8 protein-coding genes, 1 tRNA gene, 1 rRNA gene and 1 other annotated feature (1 of these 11 cut by a window edge) are annotated in these 18948 nt (G+C 71.5%); of the genes, 9 read left to right on the top strand and 1 reads right to left on the bottom strand.

Features of this window, described 5'->3' with window-relative positions:
- Window positions 1–887, top strand: a sequence feature (mutual gap in cmsearch alignment for this rRNA model is longer than 100); it begins 2162 nt to the left of the window's first position.
- Between the two features lie 96 nt (window positions 888–983).
- From rrf to SSBG_RS06055, 3 genes are all read left to right on the top strand, one after another.
- Window positions 984–1100: ribosomal RNA gene (rrf, locus tag SSBG_RS06065) — 5S ribosomal RNA — on the top strand.
- Between the two features lie 111 nt (window positions 1101–1211).
- The gene (locus SSBG_RS06060) at window positions 1212–1895 is read left to right on the top strand and encodes a DegT/DnrJ/EryC1/StrS family aminotransferase (protein ID WP_008745322.1); all 684 of its coding nucleotides are present in this window, start codon (window positions 1212–1214) and stop codon (window positions 1893–1895) included.
- 89 nt (window positions 1896–1984) lie between these two features.
- Window positions 1985–2057 (top strand) — tRNA-Thr (locus SSBG_RS06055).
- Window positions 2058–2129: 72 nt separating this feature from the next.
- On the opposite strand, the gene SSBG_RS06050 is transcribed toward SSBG_RS06055, so the two are convergent.
- Window positions 2130–4913 (bottom strand): SpoIIE family protein phosphatase, encoded by a 2784-nt coding sequence (locus SSBG_RS06050; protein WP_008745321.1) that lies wholly within the window; start codon window positions 4911–4913, stop codon window positions 2130–2132.
- Window positions 4914–5233: 320 nt separating this feature from the next.
- Between SSBG_RS06050 and SSBG_RS06040 the strand changes: the two genes are divergently transcribed.
- From SSBG_RS06040 to pgsA, 6 genes are all read left to right on the top strand, one after another.
- Window positions 5234–11125, top strand: a complete 5892-nt coding sequence (locus SSBG_RS06040; protein ID WP_008745320.1) for a HAMP domain-containing protein — start codon at window positions 5234–5236, stop codon at window positions 11123–11125.
- Window positions 11126–11484: 359 nt separating this feature from the next.
- A complete protein-coding gene (locus SSBG_RS06035; protein WP_008745319.1) occupies window positions 11485–12195 on the top strand; it encodes a response regulator in 711 nt (236 codons plus the stop codon).
- A 252-nt stretch (window positions 12196–12447) separates the two neighbouring features.
- Window positions 12448–15342, top strand: coding sequence for a DNA translocase FtsK (locus SSBG_RS06030; RefSeq protein ID WP_050776726.1), 2895 nt, complete (start codon window positions 12448–12450; stop codon window positions 15340–15342).
- A 338-nt stretch (window positions 15343–15680) separates the two neighbouring features.
- Entirely contained in the window at window positions 15681–16517 is an 837-nt protein-coding gene (locus tag SSBG_RS06025) for a helix-turn-helix domain-containing protein (RefSeq protein ID WP_037869059.1), read from the top strand.
- Between the two features lie 103 nt (window positions 16518–16620).
- Window positions 16621–18120, top strand: coding sequence for a 30S ribosomal protein S12 methylthiotransferase RimO (gene rimO / locus SSBG_RS06020; protein WP_008745315.1), 1500 nt, complete (start codon window positions 16621–16623; stop codon window positions 18118–18120).
- On the top strand, window positions 18117–18948 hold an 832-nt coding region (pgsA, locus tag SSBG_RS06015; protein ID WP_008745314.1), incomplete at its 3' end, for a CDP-diacylglycerol--glycerol-3-phosphate 3-phosphatidyltransferase. The genes rimO and pgsA, both read left to right, overlap by 4 nt.

Here is an 18948-nt window from a genome sequence, read left to right as displayed (position 1 = left end):
TTGCATTACGAGTAAAGATGCTCGTTTCGCGCAGCAGGACGGAAAGACCCCGGGACCTTTACTACAGTTTGATATTGGTGTTCGGTTCGGCTTGTGTAGGATAGGTGGGAGACTGTGAAGCGGCCACGCCAGTGGTTGTGGAGTCGTTGTTGAAATACCACTCTGGTCGTGCTGGATGTCTAACCCGGGTCCGTGATCCGGATCGGGGACAGTGTCTGATGGGTAGTTTAACTGGGGCGGTTGCCTCCTAAAGAGTAACGGAGGCGCCCAAAGGTTCCCTCAGCCTGGTTGGTAATCAGGTGTTGAGTGTAAGTGCACAAGGGAGCTTGACTGTGAGACCGACGGGTCGAGCAGGGACGAAAGTCGGGACTAGTGATCCGGCGGTGGCTTGTGGAAGCGCCGTCGCTCAACGGATAAAAGGTACCCCGGGGATAACAGGCTGATCTTCCCCAAGAGTCCATATCGACGGGATGGTTTGGCACCTCGATGTCGGCTCGTCGCATCCTGGGGCTGGAGTCGGTCCCAAGGGTTGGGCTGTTCGCCCATTAAAGCGGTACGCGAGCTGGGTTTAGAAACGTCGTGAGAACAGTTCGGTCCCTATTCGCTGTGCGCGTAGGAATTATGAGAAGGGCTGTCCCTAGTACGAGAGGACCGGGACGGACGAACCTCTGGTGTGCCAGTTGTTCTGCCAAGGGCATGGCTGGTTGGCTACGTTCGGGAGGGATAACCGCTGAAAGCATCTAAGCGGGAAGCCTGCTTCGAGATGAGTGTTCCCACCTCCTTTGAGAGGGTAAGGCTCCCAGTAGACGACTGGGTTGATAGGCCGGATATGGAAGCCCTGTGAGGGGTGGAGTTGACCGGTACTAATAGGCCGAGGGCTTGTCCTCAGTTGCTCGCGTCCACTGTGTTGGTTCTGAAACCACGAATGATCACACACTGCCCCCGTTATTACGGTGTGGCGGGGTGGTCGGGTTTTATAGTGTTTCGGTGGTCATAGCGCGTGGGAAACGCCCGGTTACATTCCGAACCCGGAAGCTAAGCTGCGTAGCGCCGATGGTACTGCAAGGGGGACCTTGTGGGAGAGTAGGACGCCGCCGAACAATACGTGAGAGGGTGCCCTGAGTTTTCGGACTCGGGGCACCCTCTTTTTGCTTTCCCAATGTTTTTCCGCACTTCGCGTCGTGTTCATGTCGGCGGGCGACCATCCAGGCATGGACACCGCGAGACTGCTGCGAGCCGCAGGTATCGGAAGCGGGGACGAGGTCGTCATATCCGCGTTCGACGGCCCGGGGACCGCCGAGGCCGTTCTCGGCCTGGGGGCGCGTCCCGTCTTCGCCGACATCGATCCGTACACGTACAACCTCGACGTCGCGCACGTGGCGAGCGTGCTGGGCCCGGGCACGGCGGTGATCGTCGTCGGGCACCGGTTCGGCAGGCCGGCGGCGCTCGGGGCGCTGAGGGAACTGGGCGGCCGGCACGGCCTGCTCGTGCTGGAGCACCACGAGGCGGGTTCCGAACGGACCGTGCCCGCGGCGCGGACCGAAGGGGCGCGGTACCTCGACGCGCGGCTGCGGGGCGTCGAGCCGCCGCGGAGCGCGAGCGCGCACACGTATCTGCGCTACGTCGCCCGCGTGCCCGGCAACGGCCGGCCGGACCGGGACGCGTTCGTCCGCGCGGCCCGCGCGAAGGGCGTCGACTGCCGCATCCCCGTACCGACACCCCTGCACCGCCTGCCCGGCTACCGGCGCGACGTCTGCCTTCCCGCCACCGAGAACGCCGCGGCCGAGACCCTCGCCCTGCCCCTCGGAGACGGACTGCCCAAGCGGGAGCTCCAGCGCCTCGTGGCCGTCTGCAACGCTCTCGGCGGCATCGTGCGGCTCCCCGTGCGGGGCTGAGCGGCCAGGAGGGACGTGTGGTGCGGGGCGGGTGCGGAATCGGGGTATGATTTCGTTCGTCGCCACGCGCCACAGCGCGTGCGGGACCGGCCCCAATAGCTCAGTCGGTAGAGCGTCTCCATGGTAAGGAGAAGGTCAACGGTTCGATTCCGTTTTGGGGCTCGTAGAGAACGAAGAAGGGCCCCCGCCTCAAGGCGGGGGCCCTTCTCGCGTTTCCCGGTCAGTCCCGCCCGGTCAGTCCTGGTGCAGACCCGGCAGGCGCAGGGCCAGGATCGCCATGTCGTCGGAGGGCGCGTCCGCCGCGAAGTTCGCGACCGCCCGCATGACACGGGCCGCGACCGCGCCGGCCGTGAGCCCCGTGCAGCCCTTGAGGACCTCGGCGAGACCGTCGTCGCCGAGCATCCGTGTCCCCTCGCGGCGCTCGGTGATCCCGTCCGTGACGCACAGGAGCACATCGCCGGGGTCGAGGGTGACCGTCTCCTCGTACAGCTCCAGGTCGTCCATCACACCGAGCAGCGGCTGGGGTTCCGCGGCCGGGCGCACCGTGCCGTCCTGACGCAGGCGCAGCGGCAGCGGGTGGCCCGCGCACACCACCTTGAGCAGCGCGCTGCCGTCCTCGCGCGGGTGCAGCTCGCCGTAGAGCAGCGTGAGGAAGCGGCTGCGGGGGCCCTCGTCCAGGATCGCGGCGTTGAGGCGTTCCAGGACCGCCGGGCCCGGCAGGTTCTCGCGGGCCAGGAGACGCAGCGCGTGGCGGGCGAGGCCCGTGACCGCCGCGGCCTCGGGGCCCGTACCGCACACGTCGCCGATGGCGAAGCCGTAGACGCCCTCGCGGATCGGGAAGAGGTCGTAGAAGTCGCCGCCGACCTCGTTGCCCTCGCCCGCCGCGCGGTAGATGACCTCCACCTCGACGTTCGGGACGTCGGGGAGCGGCAGGGGCGGCAGCAGGGAGCGCTGGAGCGACTGGCTGATCGCGTTGCGCTCCGAGTACAGGCGCGCGTTGTCCAGGGCGAGCGCGGCACGGCGGGACAGGTCCTCGGCGAGTTCGAGGATCTCCTGCCGGAAGTGCTCGTCGGCGGGCTTGCCGAGCGTCAGCATCCCGATGACGCGGTTGCGGGCCACGAGGGGCAGGACGACCGTCTCGCCGCCCACCGCGGCGGCCGTCGCGAGGGTGTCGCCGATGCCCGCGCCCACGAGGGTCAGCTCGTGCGGGTCGAGACTGCGCATCGAGTCCCGCAGCGCCGCCTGGTGCGCCGCCTCGGCGGGCGCCGTCCACGTGCGCGGGCCCGGCGTCGTCACCGGTTCCGGCGGCGCGACGCGGGTCAGGAGTTCCTTGAGGCCGTCGATGCGGTCCTCGTCCTCGTGCAGCACGTACGAGAGGTACGGCTCCGAGGCGGGATCGGCGATCGTGTAGACGGCGCACCACGTCGCGACGTTCGGCACCGTCATCTGCGCCATGAGCGCCAGCGTCTGGTCCCTGTCGAGCGTGCCCGCGAGCAGGTCGGACGCCTCCACGAGGAAGGAGAGCGAACCGCGCCGCAGCTTCTCCAGCTCGCCCAGGCGCGCCGACTCGACGGCCAGCGCGATGCGGTCGGCGGCGAACTGGAGGCGCAGCGCCTCCTCGTTGGTGAAGCGCTCCGGAGACTCGGCCGCGACGCCGAGCGAGCCCGTCAGCCGGCCCTCGACCTTGAGCGGCACCGTCACGACGGAGCGCATCCCCGTGCCGTCCAGGAGCGGCACCGCGCCCGGTACGTCCTTGAGGTCCTCGTGCACGGCGGGCATCCGGGCCGAGCCGTAGCGGCCGACGCCCGCCTCGACCTGGACGCGGGCGAAGCGCTGGCGCGCCGAGGGCAGGCCCGTCGAGGCGCGGACCTCCAGCTCCGTCTCGTCGTCCGTGGCGAGCAGGAGGAAGGCGGCGTCGCCTTCGAGCATGTCCCTGGCGCGTTCCACCGTGCGCTGGAGGAGGCCGTCGAGGTTCTCGGGCGGCGGGGTGCCGATGAAGGTCTCGAAGGCGTCGGGCGCCGTCGCGTCGCCGCGGCCCGCGCCGTCGTTGCGGCTCGGGCGCAGCGGGGCCTGGAGGATGGCGCGCTCCTCGTCGTGGACGAGGAGGCACACCGTGGACGGGGCGCCGTCGGCGTCGCGCACGCGCAGGTGCGAGGCGTAGACGGGGACGACGCGGCCGGAGGCGGCGCGGAGCCCGTAGCTGCCCTCCCAGCGCGACAGGCGCAGCGCCTCGGCGACGCCCGTGCCGGTGCCCGGGGTGTGCGGCCAGGCGGCGAGGTCGCTGAGCGGTTTGCCGACGACCTGGGCGGCGGCGTAGCCGAACATCTCCTCGGCGTCGTCGTTCCACGCCGAGACGCTCTCCTCGGCGTCGAGCTGGACGACGGCGACCTGTACGTGGCCCGCGGCGAGCGGCAGCAGTTCGTCGGGCAGGAGCGGGCCGGCGCTGCGGGTGCCGACGGAGCGTGCGGGCAGGTCGAGGCGGAACCAGACCGTCTTGTGCGTCGAGGAGTACTCGACGCCCCAGCGGGCGGCGAGCGCCGCGCAGAGCTGGAGGCCGCGCCCGCCCTCGCGCTCGGGGTCGGTGAGGGTGTACGGGGCGGCGTGCAGCGGGACCTCGCGGTCCGGGTAGCGGTCGGCGACCTCGACGCGTACCCCGTCCTCCTCGCGCAGGCACAGGACCTCGGCGTTCGTGCCCGCGTGGACGACGGCGTTGGTGACCAGCTCGCTGGTGAGGACCGTCGCGTCGTCCACGAGGTCGGTGAAGCCCCAGCCCTGGAGGGTGTCGCGGACGAAGGCGCGGGCCGTCGCGACGGAGCGTCCCTCGGGGGCGAAGGTGGCGGACGCCCGAGCGGTCACAGCACTCCCTGTCACGAAGTCGGCGTTCTCTGTCGTGGCACGCGGGCCCGCGACGCGGGAGGAGCCGGCCTCCGGCCGCTCCTCGTCCGCCCGCCGCGCGGGGGCGTCGTCCGCCCCGGGGCGTGAGTCCGGGGCGTCTTCCCCGGCGTAACCCAGTCCCATCCTCGGCCGCCCCTTTGTTGCCGTGTGCCGTGCGGCTGCCGTTGTGCCGCACGGCAGGTTCGTGCCACCGTGCCCCCACCCCGGCCCCGTGGACCGGCAGGAGGGACAGCTCAGGCCCAGGTTACTTACCATCCCGGGTCCGGTGGATGCCGGTTCGCTGTGTTTCCGCCCCGAAGAGTGTCGCCGGAGCCCGAAGCTGCCGAACTGTTATGGCCTGCGGGGGCGGGGTGAAACACTTGGGGGAGCCTTACGGAATGAACGGGCCCGCCGCCGCGCGGTCCGGCACGAGCACGAGGTCGAAGCCCACGGGAGGGACCACGGTGGAGTCTGGCGCAGCGACGCGACGTACCCGTACGCGCGCGGAGAGCGGACAGCAGTCGTCCCGGCGCGAGCCCTCCCGGAGCGGCCGGACGGGCGGCGGGGCCAGGGGCAGGGGGACGACGGAGGTCGACACGACCTCGCTGAACCGGCTCCTCGCCGCGCTGGAGGCGATGCGGGACGGGAACTTCCGCAAGCGGCTCACGGTCTCGGGCGACGGGATCATGGCCGAGATCGCGGCCGTCTTCAACGAGGTCGCCGACCGTAATCTGCACCTCACGGGTGAGCTGTCGCGGGTGCGGCGCGTGGTCGGGCGTGAGGGAAAACTCACGGAGCGCCTGGAGACCGGCGTGCTCGAAGGCGCCTGGGCGACGGCGGTGACCGCGTCCAACGCGCTCGTGGACGAGCTGGCGCGGCCCGTCTCGGAGGTGGGCCGGGTGCTCTCCGCGGTCGCGGACGGCGACCTGGAGCAGCGGATGGAGCTGCGCGGGCAGACGCCGGAGGGGACCTGGCACCCGCTGCGCGGCGAGTTCCTCAAGGTGGGCCGTACGGTCAACAACCTCGTGGACATGCTCTCGACCTTCACCGACGAGGTGACGCGCGTCGCGAGCGAGGTCGGTACCGAGGGCAAGCTCGGCGGGCAGGCGAAGGTACGGGGCATGTCGGGGTCCTGGAAGGACCTGACCGACTCCGTCAACACGATGGCGTACCGCCTCACCGCGCAGGTGCGCGACATCGCGACGGTGACGACGGCCGTCGCTGCGGGTGATCTCTCGCGCAAGGTGACGGTGCACGTCGAAGGCGAGATGCTGGAGCTCAAGAACACGGTCAACACGATGGTCGACCAGCTCTCGGCCTTCTCGCAGGAGGTCACCCGCGTCGCGCGCGAGGTGGGTACCGAGGGCGAACTCGGCGGGCAGGCGCGGGTGCCCGGCGTCGCCGGGGTGTGGAAGGACCTCACCGACTCGGTGAACCTCATGGCGGGGAACCTGACCGCGCAGGTGCGCGGGATCGCGGACGTCACGACGGCCGTCGCCAACGGGGACCTGTCGCGTAAGGTCGAGGTGAGCGCGCGCGGTGAGATCGCGCAACTCGCGCAGACCATCAACCAGATGACGCAGACGCTGCGCACCTTCGCTGACGAGGTGACGCGGGTGGCGCGCGAGGTCGGTTTCGACGGGCAGCTCGGCGGTCAGGCGAACGTGCCGGGTGCCGCGGGGACGTGGAAGGACCTCACGGACTCGGTCAACACGGTGTTCCGCAACCTGACGACGCAGGTGCGGGACATCGCGACCGTCACGACGGCGGTCGCGAGCGGGGATCTCTCGCAGAAGGTCACCGTCGCGGTGGCCGGGGAGATGCTGGAGCTCAAGAACACCGTCAACACCATGGTCGACCAGCTCCAGTCCTTCGGCTCGGAGGTGACGCGCGTCGCGCGCGAGGTCGGTGTCGAGGGGCAGCTCGGCGGTCAGGCGAACGTGCCGGGCGCGGCGGGGACGTGGAAGGACCTGACCGACTCGGTCAACACGGCCTTCCGCAACCTCACCGGTCAGGTGCGCAACATCGCGCAGGTGACGACGGCCGTGGCCAGCGGGGATCTCTCGCAGAAGGTCACGGTGGACGTCTCCGGCGAGATGCTCCAGCTCAAGAACACCGTGAACACGATGGTGGACCAGCTCTCGTCCTTCGCCGAGCAGGTCACCAGGATGGCGCGGGACGTGGGCACCGAGGGCCGCCTCGGCGGTCAGGCACGGGTCGACGGCGTGCTCGGTACGTGGCGGGAACTGACCGATTCCGTCAACTCGATGGCGTCCAACCTGACCTCGCAGGTACGGCAGATCGCGGACGTGACGACGGCCGTGGCGCGGGGCGATCTCTCGCAGAAGATCGACGTGGACGCGCGCGGGGAGATCCTGGAGCTCAAGAACACCATCAACACGATGGTCGACCAGCTCTCCGCCTTCGCCGAGCAGGTGACCCGCGTCGCGCTCGAAGTGGGTACGGAGGGGCAGCTCGGCGGGCAGGCGCAGGTGCCGGGCGTCGCCGGGGTCTGGCGCGAGCTGACCGACTCGGTGAACGGGATGGCCGGGAACCTGACCGATCAGGTGCGCAACATCGCGCAGGTCGCGACGGCAGTCGCGCGCGGTGACCTCTCGCAGAAGATCACGGTGGACGCGCGGGGCGAGATCCTGGAGCTCAAGAACACGCTCAACACGATGGTCGACCAGCTCTCGAACTTCGCGGAGCAGGTCACCCTCGTCGCCCAGGAGGTCGGCACCGAGGGCCGGCTCGGGGGCCAGGCCGAGGTGCAGGGTGTCTCGGGCACGTGGAAGGACCTCACGCAGTCCGTCAACGGCATGGCGAACAACCTGACGCTCCAGGTGCGCAACATCGCCGAGGTGACGACGGCGGTGGCGCGCGGCGACCTGTCGAAGAAGATCACCGTGGACGCGAAGGGCGAGATCCTCGAACTCGTCACGACCGTCAACACCATGGTCGATCAGCTCTCCGCGTTCGCGGACGAGGTGACCCGCGTGGCCCGCGACGTGGGCACCGAGGGGAACCTCGGCGGTCAGGCGCGGGTGCCCGGCGTGACGGGCATCTGGAAGGACCTGAGCGACAACGTCAACATCATGGCGAAAAACCTCACCTCGCAGGTGCGCGGCATCTCGCAGGTCGCGACGGCGGTCGCCAACGGCGACCTGACCAAGAAGGTCACCGTCGAGGCGCGGGGCGAGGTCGCCCAGCTCGCGGACACCGTCAACATCATGGTCACGACGCTCTCGGCCTTCGCCGAGCAGGTGACACGGGTCGCGCGCGAGGTGGGCACGGACGGCATCCTGGGCGGCCAGGCGCGGGTGCCGGGGGTCTCGGGGACCTGGAAGGACCTCACCGAGTCCGTGAACTCGATGGCGTCCAACCTGACGGGCCAGGTCCGCAACATCGCGATGGTGACGACGGCCATCGCCAAGGGCGATCTGACGAAGAAGATCGACATCGACGCGCGCGGGGAGATCCTGGAGCTCAAGACGACCATCAACACGATGGTCGACCAGCTCTCCAGCTTCGCCGAGCAGGTCACCCGCGTCGCCCGCGAGGTGGGCACCGAGGGCATCCTCGGCGGCCAGGCGCAGGTCCGCGACGTGGACGGTACGTGGCGCGAGCTGACCGACTCGGTGAACGAGATGGCCTTCAACCTGACCGACCAGGTGCGCGGCATGGCCTCGGTGGCGACGGCGGTGACCCGCGGCGACCTCAACGTCTCGGCGAAGACGCAGGCGTCGGGCGAGATCCTGCGCCTCCAGGACACGATCAACACGATGATCGGGAACCTGCGGGACACGACGCTCGCGAACGAGGAGCAGAGCTGGCTCAAGGGCAACCTGGCCCGTATCTCCGGGCTGCTCCAGGGGCGCCGCGACCTCACGGACGTCGCGCAGCTCATCATGAGCGAGCTGACCCCGGTCGTGACCGCGCAGCACGGCGCGTTCTTCCTCGCGGAACCGCTGGAGGAGGGCGCGGAGGTCACCGACGTCGACGACGAGGCGTACCAGCTGCGGCTGATCGGCTCGTACAACTACGCGGCCGGCATGATGCCGACGACCTTCCGGCCGGGGGAGACCCTGGTGGGCACGGCGGCGCGTGAGAAGCGCGTGCTGACCGTCAACAAGGTGCCGGTCGACTACATCAAGATCTCCTCGGGGCTCGGGCAGGCGACGCCCGCGCAGGTCGTGGTGCTGCCGCTGCTCTTCGAGGGCAAGGTGCTCGGGGTCATCGAGCTGGCGACGTTCGCGCAGTTCACGCAGATCCAGCGGGACTTCCTCGCGCAGATCGCCGAGATGATCGCGACGAGCGTCAACACGATCAGCGTCAACTCGAAGACCGCCGTGCTGCTCACGCAGTCGCAGGAGCTGACGGCGCAGCTCAAGGACCGCTCGGACGAACTGGAGCAACGGCAGAAGGCGCTCCAGGAGTCCAACGCGGAACTGGAGGAGAAGGCCGCGCTCCTCGTGCGGCAGAACAGCGACATCGAGGTCAAGAACGGCGAGATCGAGAACGCGCGGCAGGTCCTGGAGGAGCGCGCCGAACAGCTCGCGGTCTCGATGCGCTACAAGTCCGAGTTCCTCGCGAACATGTCGCACGAACTGCGCACGCCGCTCAACTCGCTGCTGATCCTCGCGAAGCTGCTCGCGGACAACGCGGAGCGCAACCTCTCGCACAAGCAGGTCGAGTTCGCGGAGACGATCTACGGGGCCGGTTCCGACCTGCTCCAGCTCATCAACGACATCCTGGACCTGTCCAAGGTCGAGGCGGGCAAGATGGAGGTCTCGCCGACCCGCATCGCGCTCGTCCAGCTCGTGGACTACGTCGAGGCGACGTTCCGCCCGATGACCGTCGAGAAGAACCTCGACTTCTCGGTACGGGTCTCGCCGGAGCTGCCCGCCACGCTGCACACCGACGAGCAGCGCCTCCTCCAGGTGCTGCGCAACCTGCTGTCGAACGCGGTGAAGTTCACCGGCAGCGGGGCGGTCGAGCTGATCATCCGCCCGGCGGGCGCCGATGTGCCGGACGCGATCAGGGAGCAGCTGCTCGAAGCCGGTTCGCTCACCGAGCCGGACGGCAAGATGATCGCCTTCTCGGTCACGGACACCGGGATCGGCATCGCCGAGGGCAAGATGCGCGTCATCTTCGAGGCGTTCAAGCAGGCGGACGGCACGACGAGCCGCAAGTACGGCGGTACGGGCCTCGGGCTCTCGATCAGCCGGGAGATCGCGCGCCTGCTCGGCGGCGAGATCGACGCGCAGAGCCAGCCGGGACGCGGCTCGACGTTCACGCTCTACCTGCCGCTGCACCCGGGCGACGTCCCGGCGCCGGGCGGCATGACGGACCTCGCGCCCGCCGTCGAGACGGGCGACCGCTTCGTGCCGGGCGAGCGTCCCATGACGCCGACCCTCACGGGCGGCGCTCTCACGCCGGTGCGCGACAACCGCAACGGTCCCGCCGAGAAGTTCCGCCGCCGCCGCAAGGCCATGCAGGCCGAGGAGCTGCGGCGCAAGCGGGAGGAGAAGGGGGAGCGCGGCGCCCCGGAGGACGACGCGTCTGCGGGTGACGGCGGGAAGGCCGCGGTGCCCGAGGAGTCCCGTACGGGCGGCGGCGACGCGGCGGCGGACCGGGACGCGGCGGAGAACCTGGGCGCGGCACGCGGCGGGGCCGATGGCGCGGGGGAGCCGGGCGCGGGTACGGGCGAGGAGCGGGCCGGGGCTTCGGCCGCTGAGGCTTCTGACGGTGCGGCTGCCGACGCGGACGCCGATGCCGATGCGGGCACCGGTGCGGGTGCGGGTGCGGGTGACGCGGCGGGTGACGCCGTGGAACAGGGTGCCGCCGCCGGGGACCGGCCCGGCCTCGGGGCCGAGGAGGGCGCCGAGGACGAGGAGGAGTACGGCGAGGCGGAGGACGAGGCCGAGCTGCCCGAGCTGGCGCCCGGCGAGCTGCCTCCGCAGCGCAACACGTACACCTTCCACGACGAGAAGGTCCTCATCGTGGACGACGACGTGCGCAACGTCTTCGCGCTCACCAGCATGTTGGAGGAGAACGGGCTCTCCGTGCTCTACGCCGAGAACGGGCGCGAGGGCATCGAGGTGCTGGAGCAGCACGACGAGGTCCGCGTCGTCCTGATGGACATCATGATGCCGGAGATGGACGGGTACGCGACGACGACCGCGATCCGGCGGATGCCGCAGTTCGCGGGGCTGCCGATCGTCGCGCTCACGGCGAAGGCGATGAAGGGCGACCGGGAGAAGGCCATCGATTCCGGCGCGTCCGACTATGTCACCAAGCCGGTCGATCCCGACCGTTTGCTGACCGCGCTGGAGAAGTGGCTGCGCGTGAAGTGACCGGCCTGGTGGTGCGCCGGTGGGTGTGCTGCCATGCGCCCCGCCGTGCCCCCGGTCGTGCGCCGGGGGGCGGCGGGACGCCGGGGCGGGCCCGTGACGTGCGCCACGCGCCCTCGGCCTCGGTCAATCCGGCGGTACGGGCGGCGCGCGCGGCCGGCCCCCGGCAGGTGCGGCCGGGCGGATCGCGGGAACTTTCCCCTGCGCCCCGCCGTTCCCACCTCGTACCGCGTGACTTGGCGGTGACTGGGTGTGGCGACAAGTGGGGTGCGGCTACGATGACCGGCACAGGAACGGACGGCGCGCCAGAGCCGTCTACCGGGGCGGAGCCCCACGGAATGCCGGAGCGAGGAGGGCGGGCCATGGTCCAGAAGGCCAAGATTCTCCTGGTCGATGACCGGCCGGAGAATCTGCTCGCGCTGGAGGCCATCCTCTCCGCGCTCGATCAGACTTTGGTCCGGGCGTCGTCGGGAGAGGAAGCGCTCAAAGCGCTGCTGACGGATGACTTCGCGGTCATCCTCCTTGACGTGCAGATGCCGGGCATGGACGGCTTCGAGACCGCCGCGCACATCAAGCGCCGCGAGCGCACCAGAGACATTCCGATCATCTTCCTCACGGCCATCAACCACGGCCCCCACCACACCTTCCGCGGGTACGCGGCCGGTGCGGTCGACTACATCTCCAAGCCCTTCGACCCGTGGGTGCTGCGCGCCAAGGTCTCCGTCTTCGTGGACCTCTACAAGAAGAACTGCAAGCTCAAGGACCAGGCCGAGCTGCTCCGCCTCCAGCTCAACGGCGAGGGCGAGGGGACCGGCGCCGAGGGCACCGGCGGCGCGGCGCGCCGGGGCCACAAGAGCAACGGCGGGGTCGTCGCCGAGCTCTCCTCGCGGCTCGCGGCGGTCGAGGAACAGGCCGAGGCCCTCTCCAAACAGCTCGACGACGCGGCCGACGCCGCCGCGGTCGCCACGGCCGCGCACCTGGAGCGCAAGCTCACCGGACTGCGCCGCGCCCTCGACGCGCTGGAACCCGGCTCGGGCGGCTCCGGCACGGCGAGCCTCCCCGCACAGGGCTGAGGCGACGCGACGCGCGTACGGCCCGGGCGTGGGGAAACGCCGGGGTGAGAGGTACGGGGCGGGGCGCCAGGTGACGTGTGCACCTTCCCTCGGGCAGGCCGCCGGGGCATCTCCGGCGTACCGCGCCCGCCGCGCCCTCCGCCGCCTCCCTCGTGAGCCTTCGTCAACTTGGCGTTCATTCAGGGGGCGACACGAACGGGTGAAGCGGTAGTCACAGGTGTCGTCAGTGGTCGTGCCCGGTAACCTCAGCACATGGCTTCTCGTTCCTCCGGCAAGGGCTCTCCGAGCGCGGCGCGTCCCGCGCGACCGCGTGCCGGGGGCGGGTCGAAGAAGGCCCCCGCGAAACCGGCCGGCGCGCCCCCCGCGAAGAAAGCTGTGGCGAAGAAGAGCGCCGCCAAGCCCCCCGCCAGGAAGGGCCCGGTCAAGAAGGCGCCCGTCAAAGCGGCCCCCAGTCCCACCCACGGCATCTACCGGCTCGTCAGGGCCGTGTGGCTCGGGCTCGCCCACGGCATCGGGGCGATGCTGCGCGGCGTGGGGCGCGGCGCCAGAGGCCTCGACCCCGCGCACCGCAAGGACGGGCTCGCGCTGCTCCTCCTCGGCCTCGCCCTGGTCGTCGCCGCCGGCACCTGGTCCCGGCTCGACGGCCCCGTGGGCGAACTCGTCGAACTCCTCGTCACCGGCGCCTTCGGCCGCCTCGACCTGCTCGTCCCGATACTGCTCGGCGTCGTCGCCGTCCGCCTCATCCGCCACCCCGAGCAGCCCGAGGCGAACGGACGCATCGTCATCGGCCTCTCCGCGCTCGTCGTCGGCGTTCTCGGGCAGGTGCACGTCGCCTGCGGCGCGCCGAGCAGGGACGCGGGCATCGAGGCGCTCCAGGACGCGGGCGGGCTCATCGGCTGGGCCGCCGCGAGCCCGCTCATCTTCACGATGGGCGAGGTCCTCGCCGTCCCGCTGCTCCTCCTGCTCACCGTCTTCGGCCTGCTCGTCGTGACCGCGACGCCCGTCAACGCGATCCCGCAACGACTGCGCGGGCTGGGCGTGCGGCTCGGCATCTTCCGGGAGGAAGCCGCGGAGGCCGGGGAGTTCGCCGGGAGCGTCGCCCAGGAGGACGAGGCGGACGAGCTCGCGCGGGCCAGGAGCCGCCGGGCCGGCGCGCGGCGCCGCGGCGGCGCCCCGTACGACGTGGACGCCGAGGAGGCGGCGCTGGAGCGGCGGCGCGAGAGCGGCGGCGGCTTCGAGGACCGCGACCTCGACCCGGTGGACGTCGCGGCGCGTGCCGCCGCCGCGCTCGACGGCGCGGTGCTGCACGGCCTGCCGCCGTCCTCGCTCGTCGCCGACCTGACGAACGGCGTGGCGACGGGGCGCCGCGAGGGCGAGTCCACGACGCCCGTGCCGACGCCGCGCGAGAAGGCGGCCTCCCGCGAGGACGGCGCCGGGCGGGACGCGGCGGGCGCCTCGCGCGGCGCCGGCCCGCGCGAGGCGGGCGCGGCGTCGCCCGCCGGACGCGGGGCCGGGGCCGAGGCGTCCGGCGGCGTACCCGACCTCACGAAGAAGGCCCCCGAGGAGCCGCGCGACCTCCCGCCGCGCGCCGAGCAGCTCCAGCTCTCCGGCGACGTCACCTACGCGCTGCCGAACCTCGACCTCCTGGAGCGCGGCGGCCCGGGCAAGGCGCGCAGCGCCGCCAACGACGCGGTCGTCGCCTCGCTCACCAACGTCTTCACCGAGTTCAAGGTCGACGCGCGCGTCACCGGCTTCACGCGCGGTCCCACGGTGACGCGCTACGAGGTCGCGCTCGGCCCCGCGGTCAAGGTGGAGCGCATCACGGCGCTCACGAAGAACATCGCGTACGCCGTCGCGAGCCCCGACGTGCGCATCATCAGCCCCATCCCCGGCAAGTCCGCCGTCGGCATCGAGATCCCGAACACGGACCGCGAGATGGTCAACCTGGGGGACGTGCTGCGCCTCGCCGACGCCGCCGAGGACGACGACCCGATGCTCGTCGCCTTCGGCAAGGACGTCGAGGGCGGCTACGTCATGCACAGCCTCGCGAAGATGCCGCACGTCCTCGTCGCGGGCGCGACCGGCTCCGGCAAGTCCTCGTGCATCAACTGCCTCATCACCTCGATCATGATGCGCGCGACGCCGGAGGACGTACGCCTCGTGCTCGTCGACCCCAAGCGCGTCGAGCTGACCGCGTACGAGGGCATCCCGCACCTCATCACGCCGATCATCACCAACCCGAAGAAGGCCGCCGAGGCGCTCCAGTGGGTCGTGCGCGAGATGGACCTGCGCTACGACGACCTCGCGGCCTTCGGCTACCGGCACATCGACGACTTCAACGCGGCGATCCGCGAGGGCAAGCTCACGACGCCCGAGGGCAGCGAGCGCGAGCTCCAGCCCTACCCGTACCTGCTCGTGATCGTGGACGAGCTGGCCGACCTCATGATGGTCGCGCCGCGCGACGTCGAGGACGCGATCGTACGGATCACCCAGCTCGCCCGCGCCGCCGGCATCCACCTCGTCCTCGCGACGCAGCGCCCCTCGGTCGACGTCGTGACCGGCCTCATCAAGGCGAACGTGCCCTCCCGGCTCGCCTTCGCGACGTCCTCGCTCGCCGACAGCCGCGTCATCCTCGACCAGCCCGGCGCCGAGAAGCTCATCGGCAAGGGCGACGGGCTCTTCCTGCCGATGGGCGACAACAAGGCGACCCGCATACAGGGCGCCTTCGTCACCGAGGCGGAGATCGCCGCCGTCGTGCGGCACTGCAAGGAGCAGATGGCGCCGGTCTTCCGCGACGACGTCGTGGTCGGCTCGCAGCAGAAGAAGGAGATCGACGAGGAGATCGGCGACGACCTCGACCTGCTGCTCCAGGCGACCGAACTCGTGGTCACGAGCCAGTTCGGCTCCACGTCGATGCTCCAGCGCAAGCTGCGGGTCGGCTTCGCGAAGGCGGGACGCCTCATGGACCTCATGGAGACGCGCCGCATCGTGGGGCCGAGCGAGGGCTCCAAGGCGCGCGACGTCCTCGTCAAACCGGACGAGCTGGACGGCGTCATCGACGAGATCCGCGGCGGCGGGGGCGCGGGCGGTGCGGGAGCCGCCGGGGCGTCCGGGACGCCGGGCACGGCGGGGGACGGCGCGGGCTGACGCCGCGCGGGGGCGGACGTGGCGTGGCGCTGACGCCGCGCGGCGGACGTGGCGGGCAACCCTTTCGGCGGGTCGCGCGTCCATGGAGGCGGAAGCGATCCGGCGGCGCCGCGCCGCCTCGTGGCCCAGCGTCCGTCATCCGTTCAGGTGCGGAGTGGACGGGGGCCGGTGGGGCGCGTGCGAAGTGCGGGATGTGTGGAGGTTCCGGGGCCGGGGGCGGCCCGGGATCTCCGGGCATTCCGATGGCGTAAAACCCCCTCCGCCGGGTTGCCCGAGCCTTTTACAGCCCCCCTAGACTGAACCTCCAGCAGATGGCTGCACGCTCGAAAGGCGCTCTCGTGTCCATCGGCAACTCCCCAGCAGAAGAACGCCCTTCCGACGACGGTCCGTCCCTCGGCGAGACGCTGCGGCAGGCCCGCGCGAAGGCCGGGCTCCGGGTCGAGGACGTGAGCGCCTCGACGCGGATCCGCGTCCCCCTCGTCCAGGCCATCGAGAACGACGACTTCTCCCAGTGCGGCGGCACCGTCTACGCCCGGGGACACCTGCGCGCCCTCGCCCGCGCCGTGGGCCTGGACCCGGAGCCCCTGCTCGCGCGCTACGACGCGCTGCACGACGGCGGGCCGCTGCCCACCCCCGCCGCGCCGCTCTTCGAGGCCGAGCGCATCAGGCCCGACCGCCGCCGCCCCAACTGGACGGCGGCGATGGTCGCCGCGATCGTCGCCGTCGTCGCCTTCGTGGGCTTCACCGTCGCCAGCGGCGGCGACGAACCCGCCGGGACGAAGCGCCACGCCGCCGAGGGCGCCCCGGCGGGCGACAGCGCGAAACCCTCGCCGAGCGCGTCCCCGAGCACGTCGCCCAGCCGGAGCACCTCGCCCGCGAACCCCTCCGAGAGCGCCGTCGCCGCGCTGCCCGCCGACAAGGTGACGGTGAAGCTGGCCGTCCCCGAGCGCCGCTCCTGGGTCTCGGTCAAGGACCACACGGGACGCAGCCTCTTCGACGGTGTCCTGGAGCAGGGGCAGCACAAGACGTTCACGGACGACGAGCAGGTCGACCTCGTCCTCGGCGACGCGGGCGCGGTGCGCGTGTGCGTGAACGGCAAGGCCATCGCGGACACGTTCCGCCCGGGCCAGGTGCAGCGGCTCTCGTACACGAAGGGCGACCCCTCGGAGGGCTGAGGGGCGCCCGGGGCGCCGGGCGCCCGCGCCGCCGGGCGCGCCCCGGCCCCGTACCGCTACCTGCGCGGAGGGGGCCGCCCGGGGACGAAGTAGTCTTGAGTCCATGCCCGAACGCCGCACCGTCGCTCTCGTCACCCTTGGCTGCGCCCGTAACGAGGTGGACTCGGAGGAGCTGGCAGGCCGCCTGGAGGCGGACGGCTGGGACCTTGTCGAGGACGCCGCGCACGCCGATGTCGCCGTCGTCAACACCTGTGGCTTCGTGGAGGCCGCGAAGAAGGACTCCGTGGACGCGCTCCTGGAGGCGAACGACCTCAAGGGGCACGGCAGAACCCAGGCCGTCGTCGCGGTGGGCTGCATGGCCGAGCGGTACGGCAAGGACCTCGCCGAGGCGCTGCCCGAGGCGGACGGCGTGCTCGGGTTCGACGACTACACGAACATCTCCGACCGCTTGCAGACGATCCTGAGCGGCGGCATCCACGCCTCGCACACCCCGCGCGACCGTCGCAAGCTCCTGCCGCTGAGCCCCGCCGCCCGCCAGGACGCCCCCGGCGTCGCGCTCCCCGGCCACGCGCAGCAGGCCCCCGAGCCCGAGGACGCCGCGCCCGCCGACCTCCCCGACGGCCTCGCGCCCGCCTCCGGCCCGCGCGCCCCGCTGCGCCGCCGCCTCGGCACCAGCCCCGTGGCCTCCGTCAAGCTCGCCTCCGGCTGCGACCGCCGCTGCTCCTTCTGCGCCATCCCCTCCTTCCGCGGCTCCTTCATCTCGCGCCGTCCCTCCGACGTGCTCGCCGAGACGCGGTGGCTCGCCGGGCAGGGCGTGCGCGAGGTCATGCTCGTCTCCGAGAACAACACCTCGTACGGCAAGGACCTCGGGGACATCCGCCTCCTGGAGACGCTGCTGCCGGAGCTCGCGGCCGTGGACGGCATCGAGCGGGTGCGCGTGAGCTACCTCCAGCCCGCCGAGACGCGCCCCGGGCTGATCGACGTGCTCACCTCCACGCCGAAGATCGCCCCGTACTTCGATCTCTCCTTCCAGCACTCGGCGCCGGGCGTGCTGCGCGCGATGCGCCGCTTCGGCGGCACCGACAGCTTCCTCGGCCTGCTCGACCAGATCCGCGCGAAGGCGCCCCAGGCCGGGGTGCGCTCCAACTTCATCGTCGGCTTCCCGGGCGAGACCGAGGAGGACGTCGCGGAGCTGGAACGTTTCCTGACCTCCGCGCGCCTCGACGCGATCGGCGTCTTCGGCTACTCCGACGAGGAGGGCACCGAGGCGGCGACGTACGCGACGAAGCTCCCCGAGGAGGTCGTCGCCGAGCGCCTCGCGCGCGTCGCGCGGCTCGCCGAGGAACTGACCGCCCAGCGTGCGGAGGAGCGGATCGGCGAGACCATGGAGGTGCTGGTCGAATCCGCCGCCACCGAGGACGAGCCGGCCCTGGGCCGCGGGCCGCACCAGGCCCCCGAGACGGACGGGCAGATCATTCTCACCGGCGGCGCGGCGCTCCCGGGCGGTGCTTCGCCCCGCGTCGGCCGTATGGTCGTCGCCAAGGTGATCGGCACCGAAGGCGTCGATCTCGTGGCGGAGTGTCTTGAGGAGGCAGGCAGATGACGGGAGCCCCGGCAACCGCCACGAGCGGCACCGGCGTCCCGGGCGGCAGCACCGCAGCGGGCGCCGCGGGCACCCCCCGTATCTGGAACATCGCGAACATCCTCACGATGATCCGGCTCGTCCTCGTCCCCGGCTTCATCGCCCTGATGCTCGTCGCCGGAGGACACGACCCGGCGTGGCGCTCCGTCGCGTGGGCCGCTTTCACCGTCGCGATGATCACCGACCTCTTCGACGGCCACCTCGCGCGCACGTACAACCTCGTCACCGACTTCGGGAAGATCGCCGACCCCATCGCCGACAAGGCGATCATGGGAGCCGCGCTGTGCTGCCTCTCGGCGCTCGGCGACCTGCCCTGGTGGGTCACGGGCGTCATCCTGGGCCGCGAGCTGGGCATCACGCTGCTGCGCTTCGTCGTCATCAGGTACGGAGTGATCCCGGCGAGCCGGGGCGGCAAGCTCAAGACCCTCACGCAGGGCGTCGCGGTCGGCATGTACGTGCTCGCCCTGACGGGGCCGCTCGCCTCGGCCCGGTTCTGGGTCATGGCGGCCGCCGTCGCGCTCACCGTCGCGACGGGGCTCGACTACGTGCGGCAGGCGATCGTGCTGCGCCGCGAAGGCATCGCCGCGCGCCGCGCCGTCGTCCTGGACGAGGCGCGCGACCTCGGCCCGGCCGACCGGGTGGAGGCGGCCGTACGGGGGACGGCGCCCCGCGAGGTGACGGCTGTCCCGGCCGAGGCTCTCTGGCGCGGCGGGGACGGCGCGTGCGACGGAACGAGGCGGCGCCCGGCCGGGGGACGGCGCGGGCTTCGCGGGACGCCCCGGGCCCCGG

The sequence above is a fragment of the Streptomyces sp. SPB074 genome, from assembly GCF_000154905.1.
GTDB lineage: Bacteria > Actinomycetota > Actinomycetes > Streptomycetales > Streptomycetaceae > Streptomyces.
This window is presented reverse-complemented; position numbering and strand designations above follow the sequence as displayed.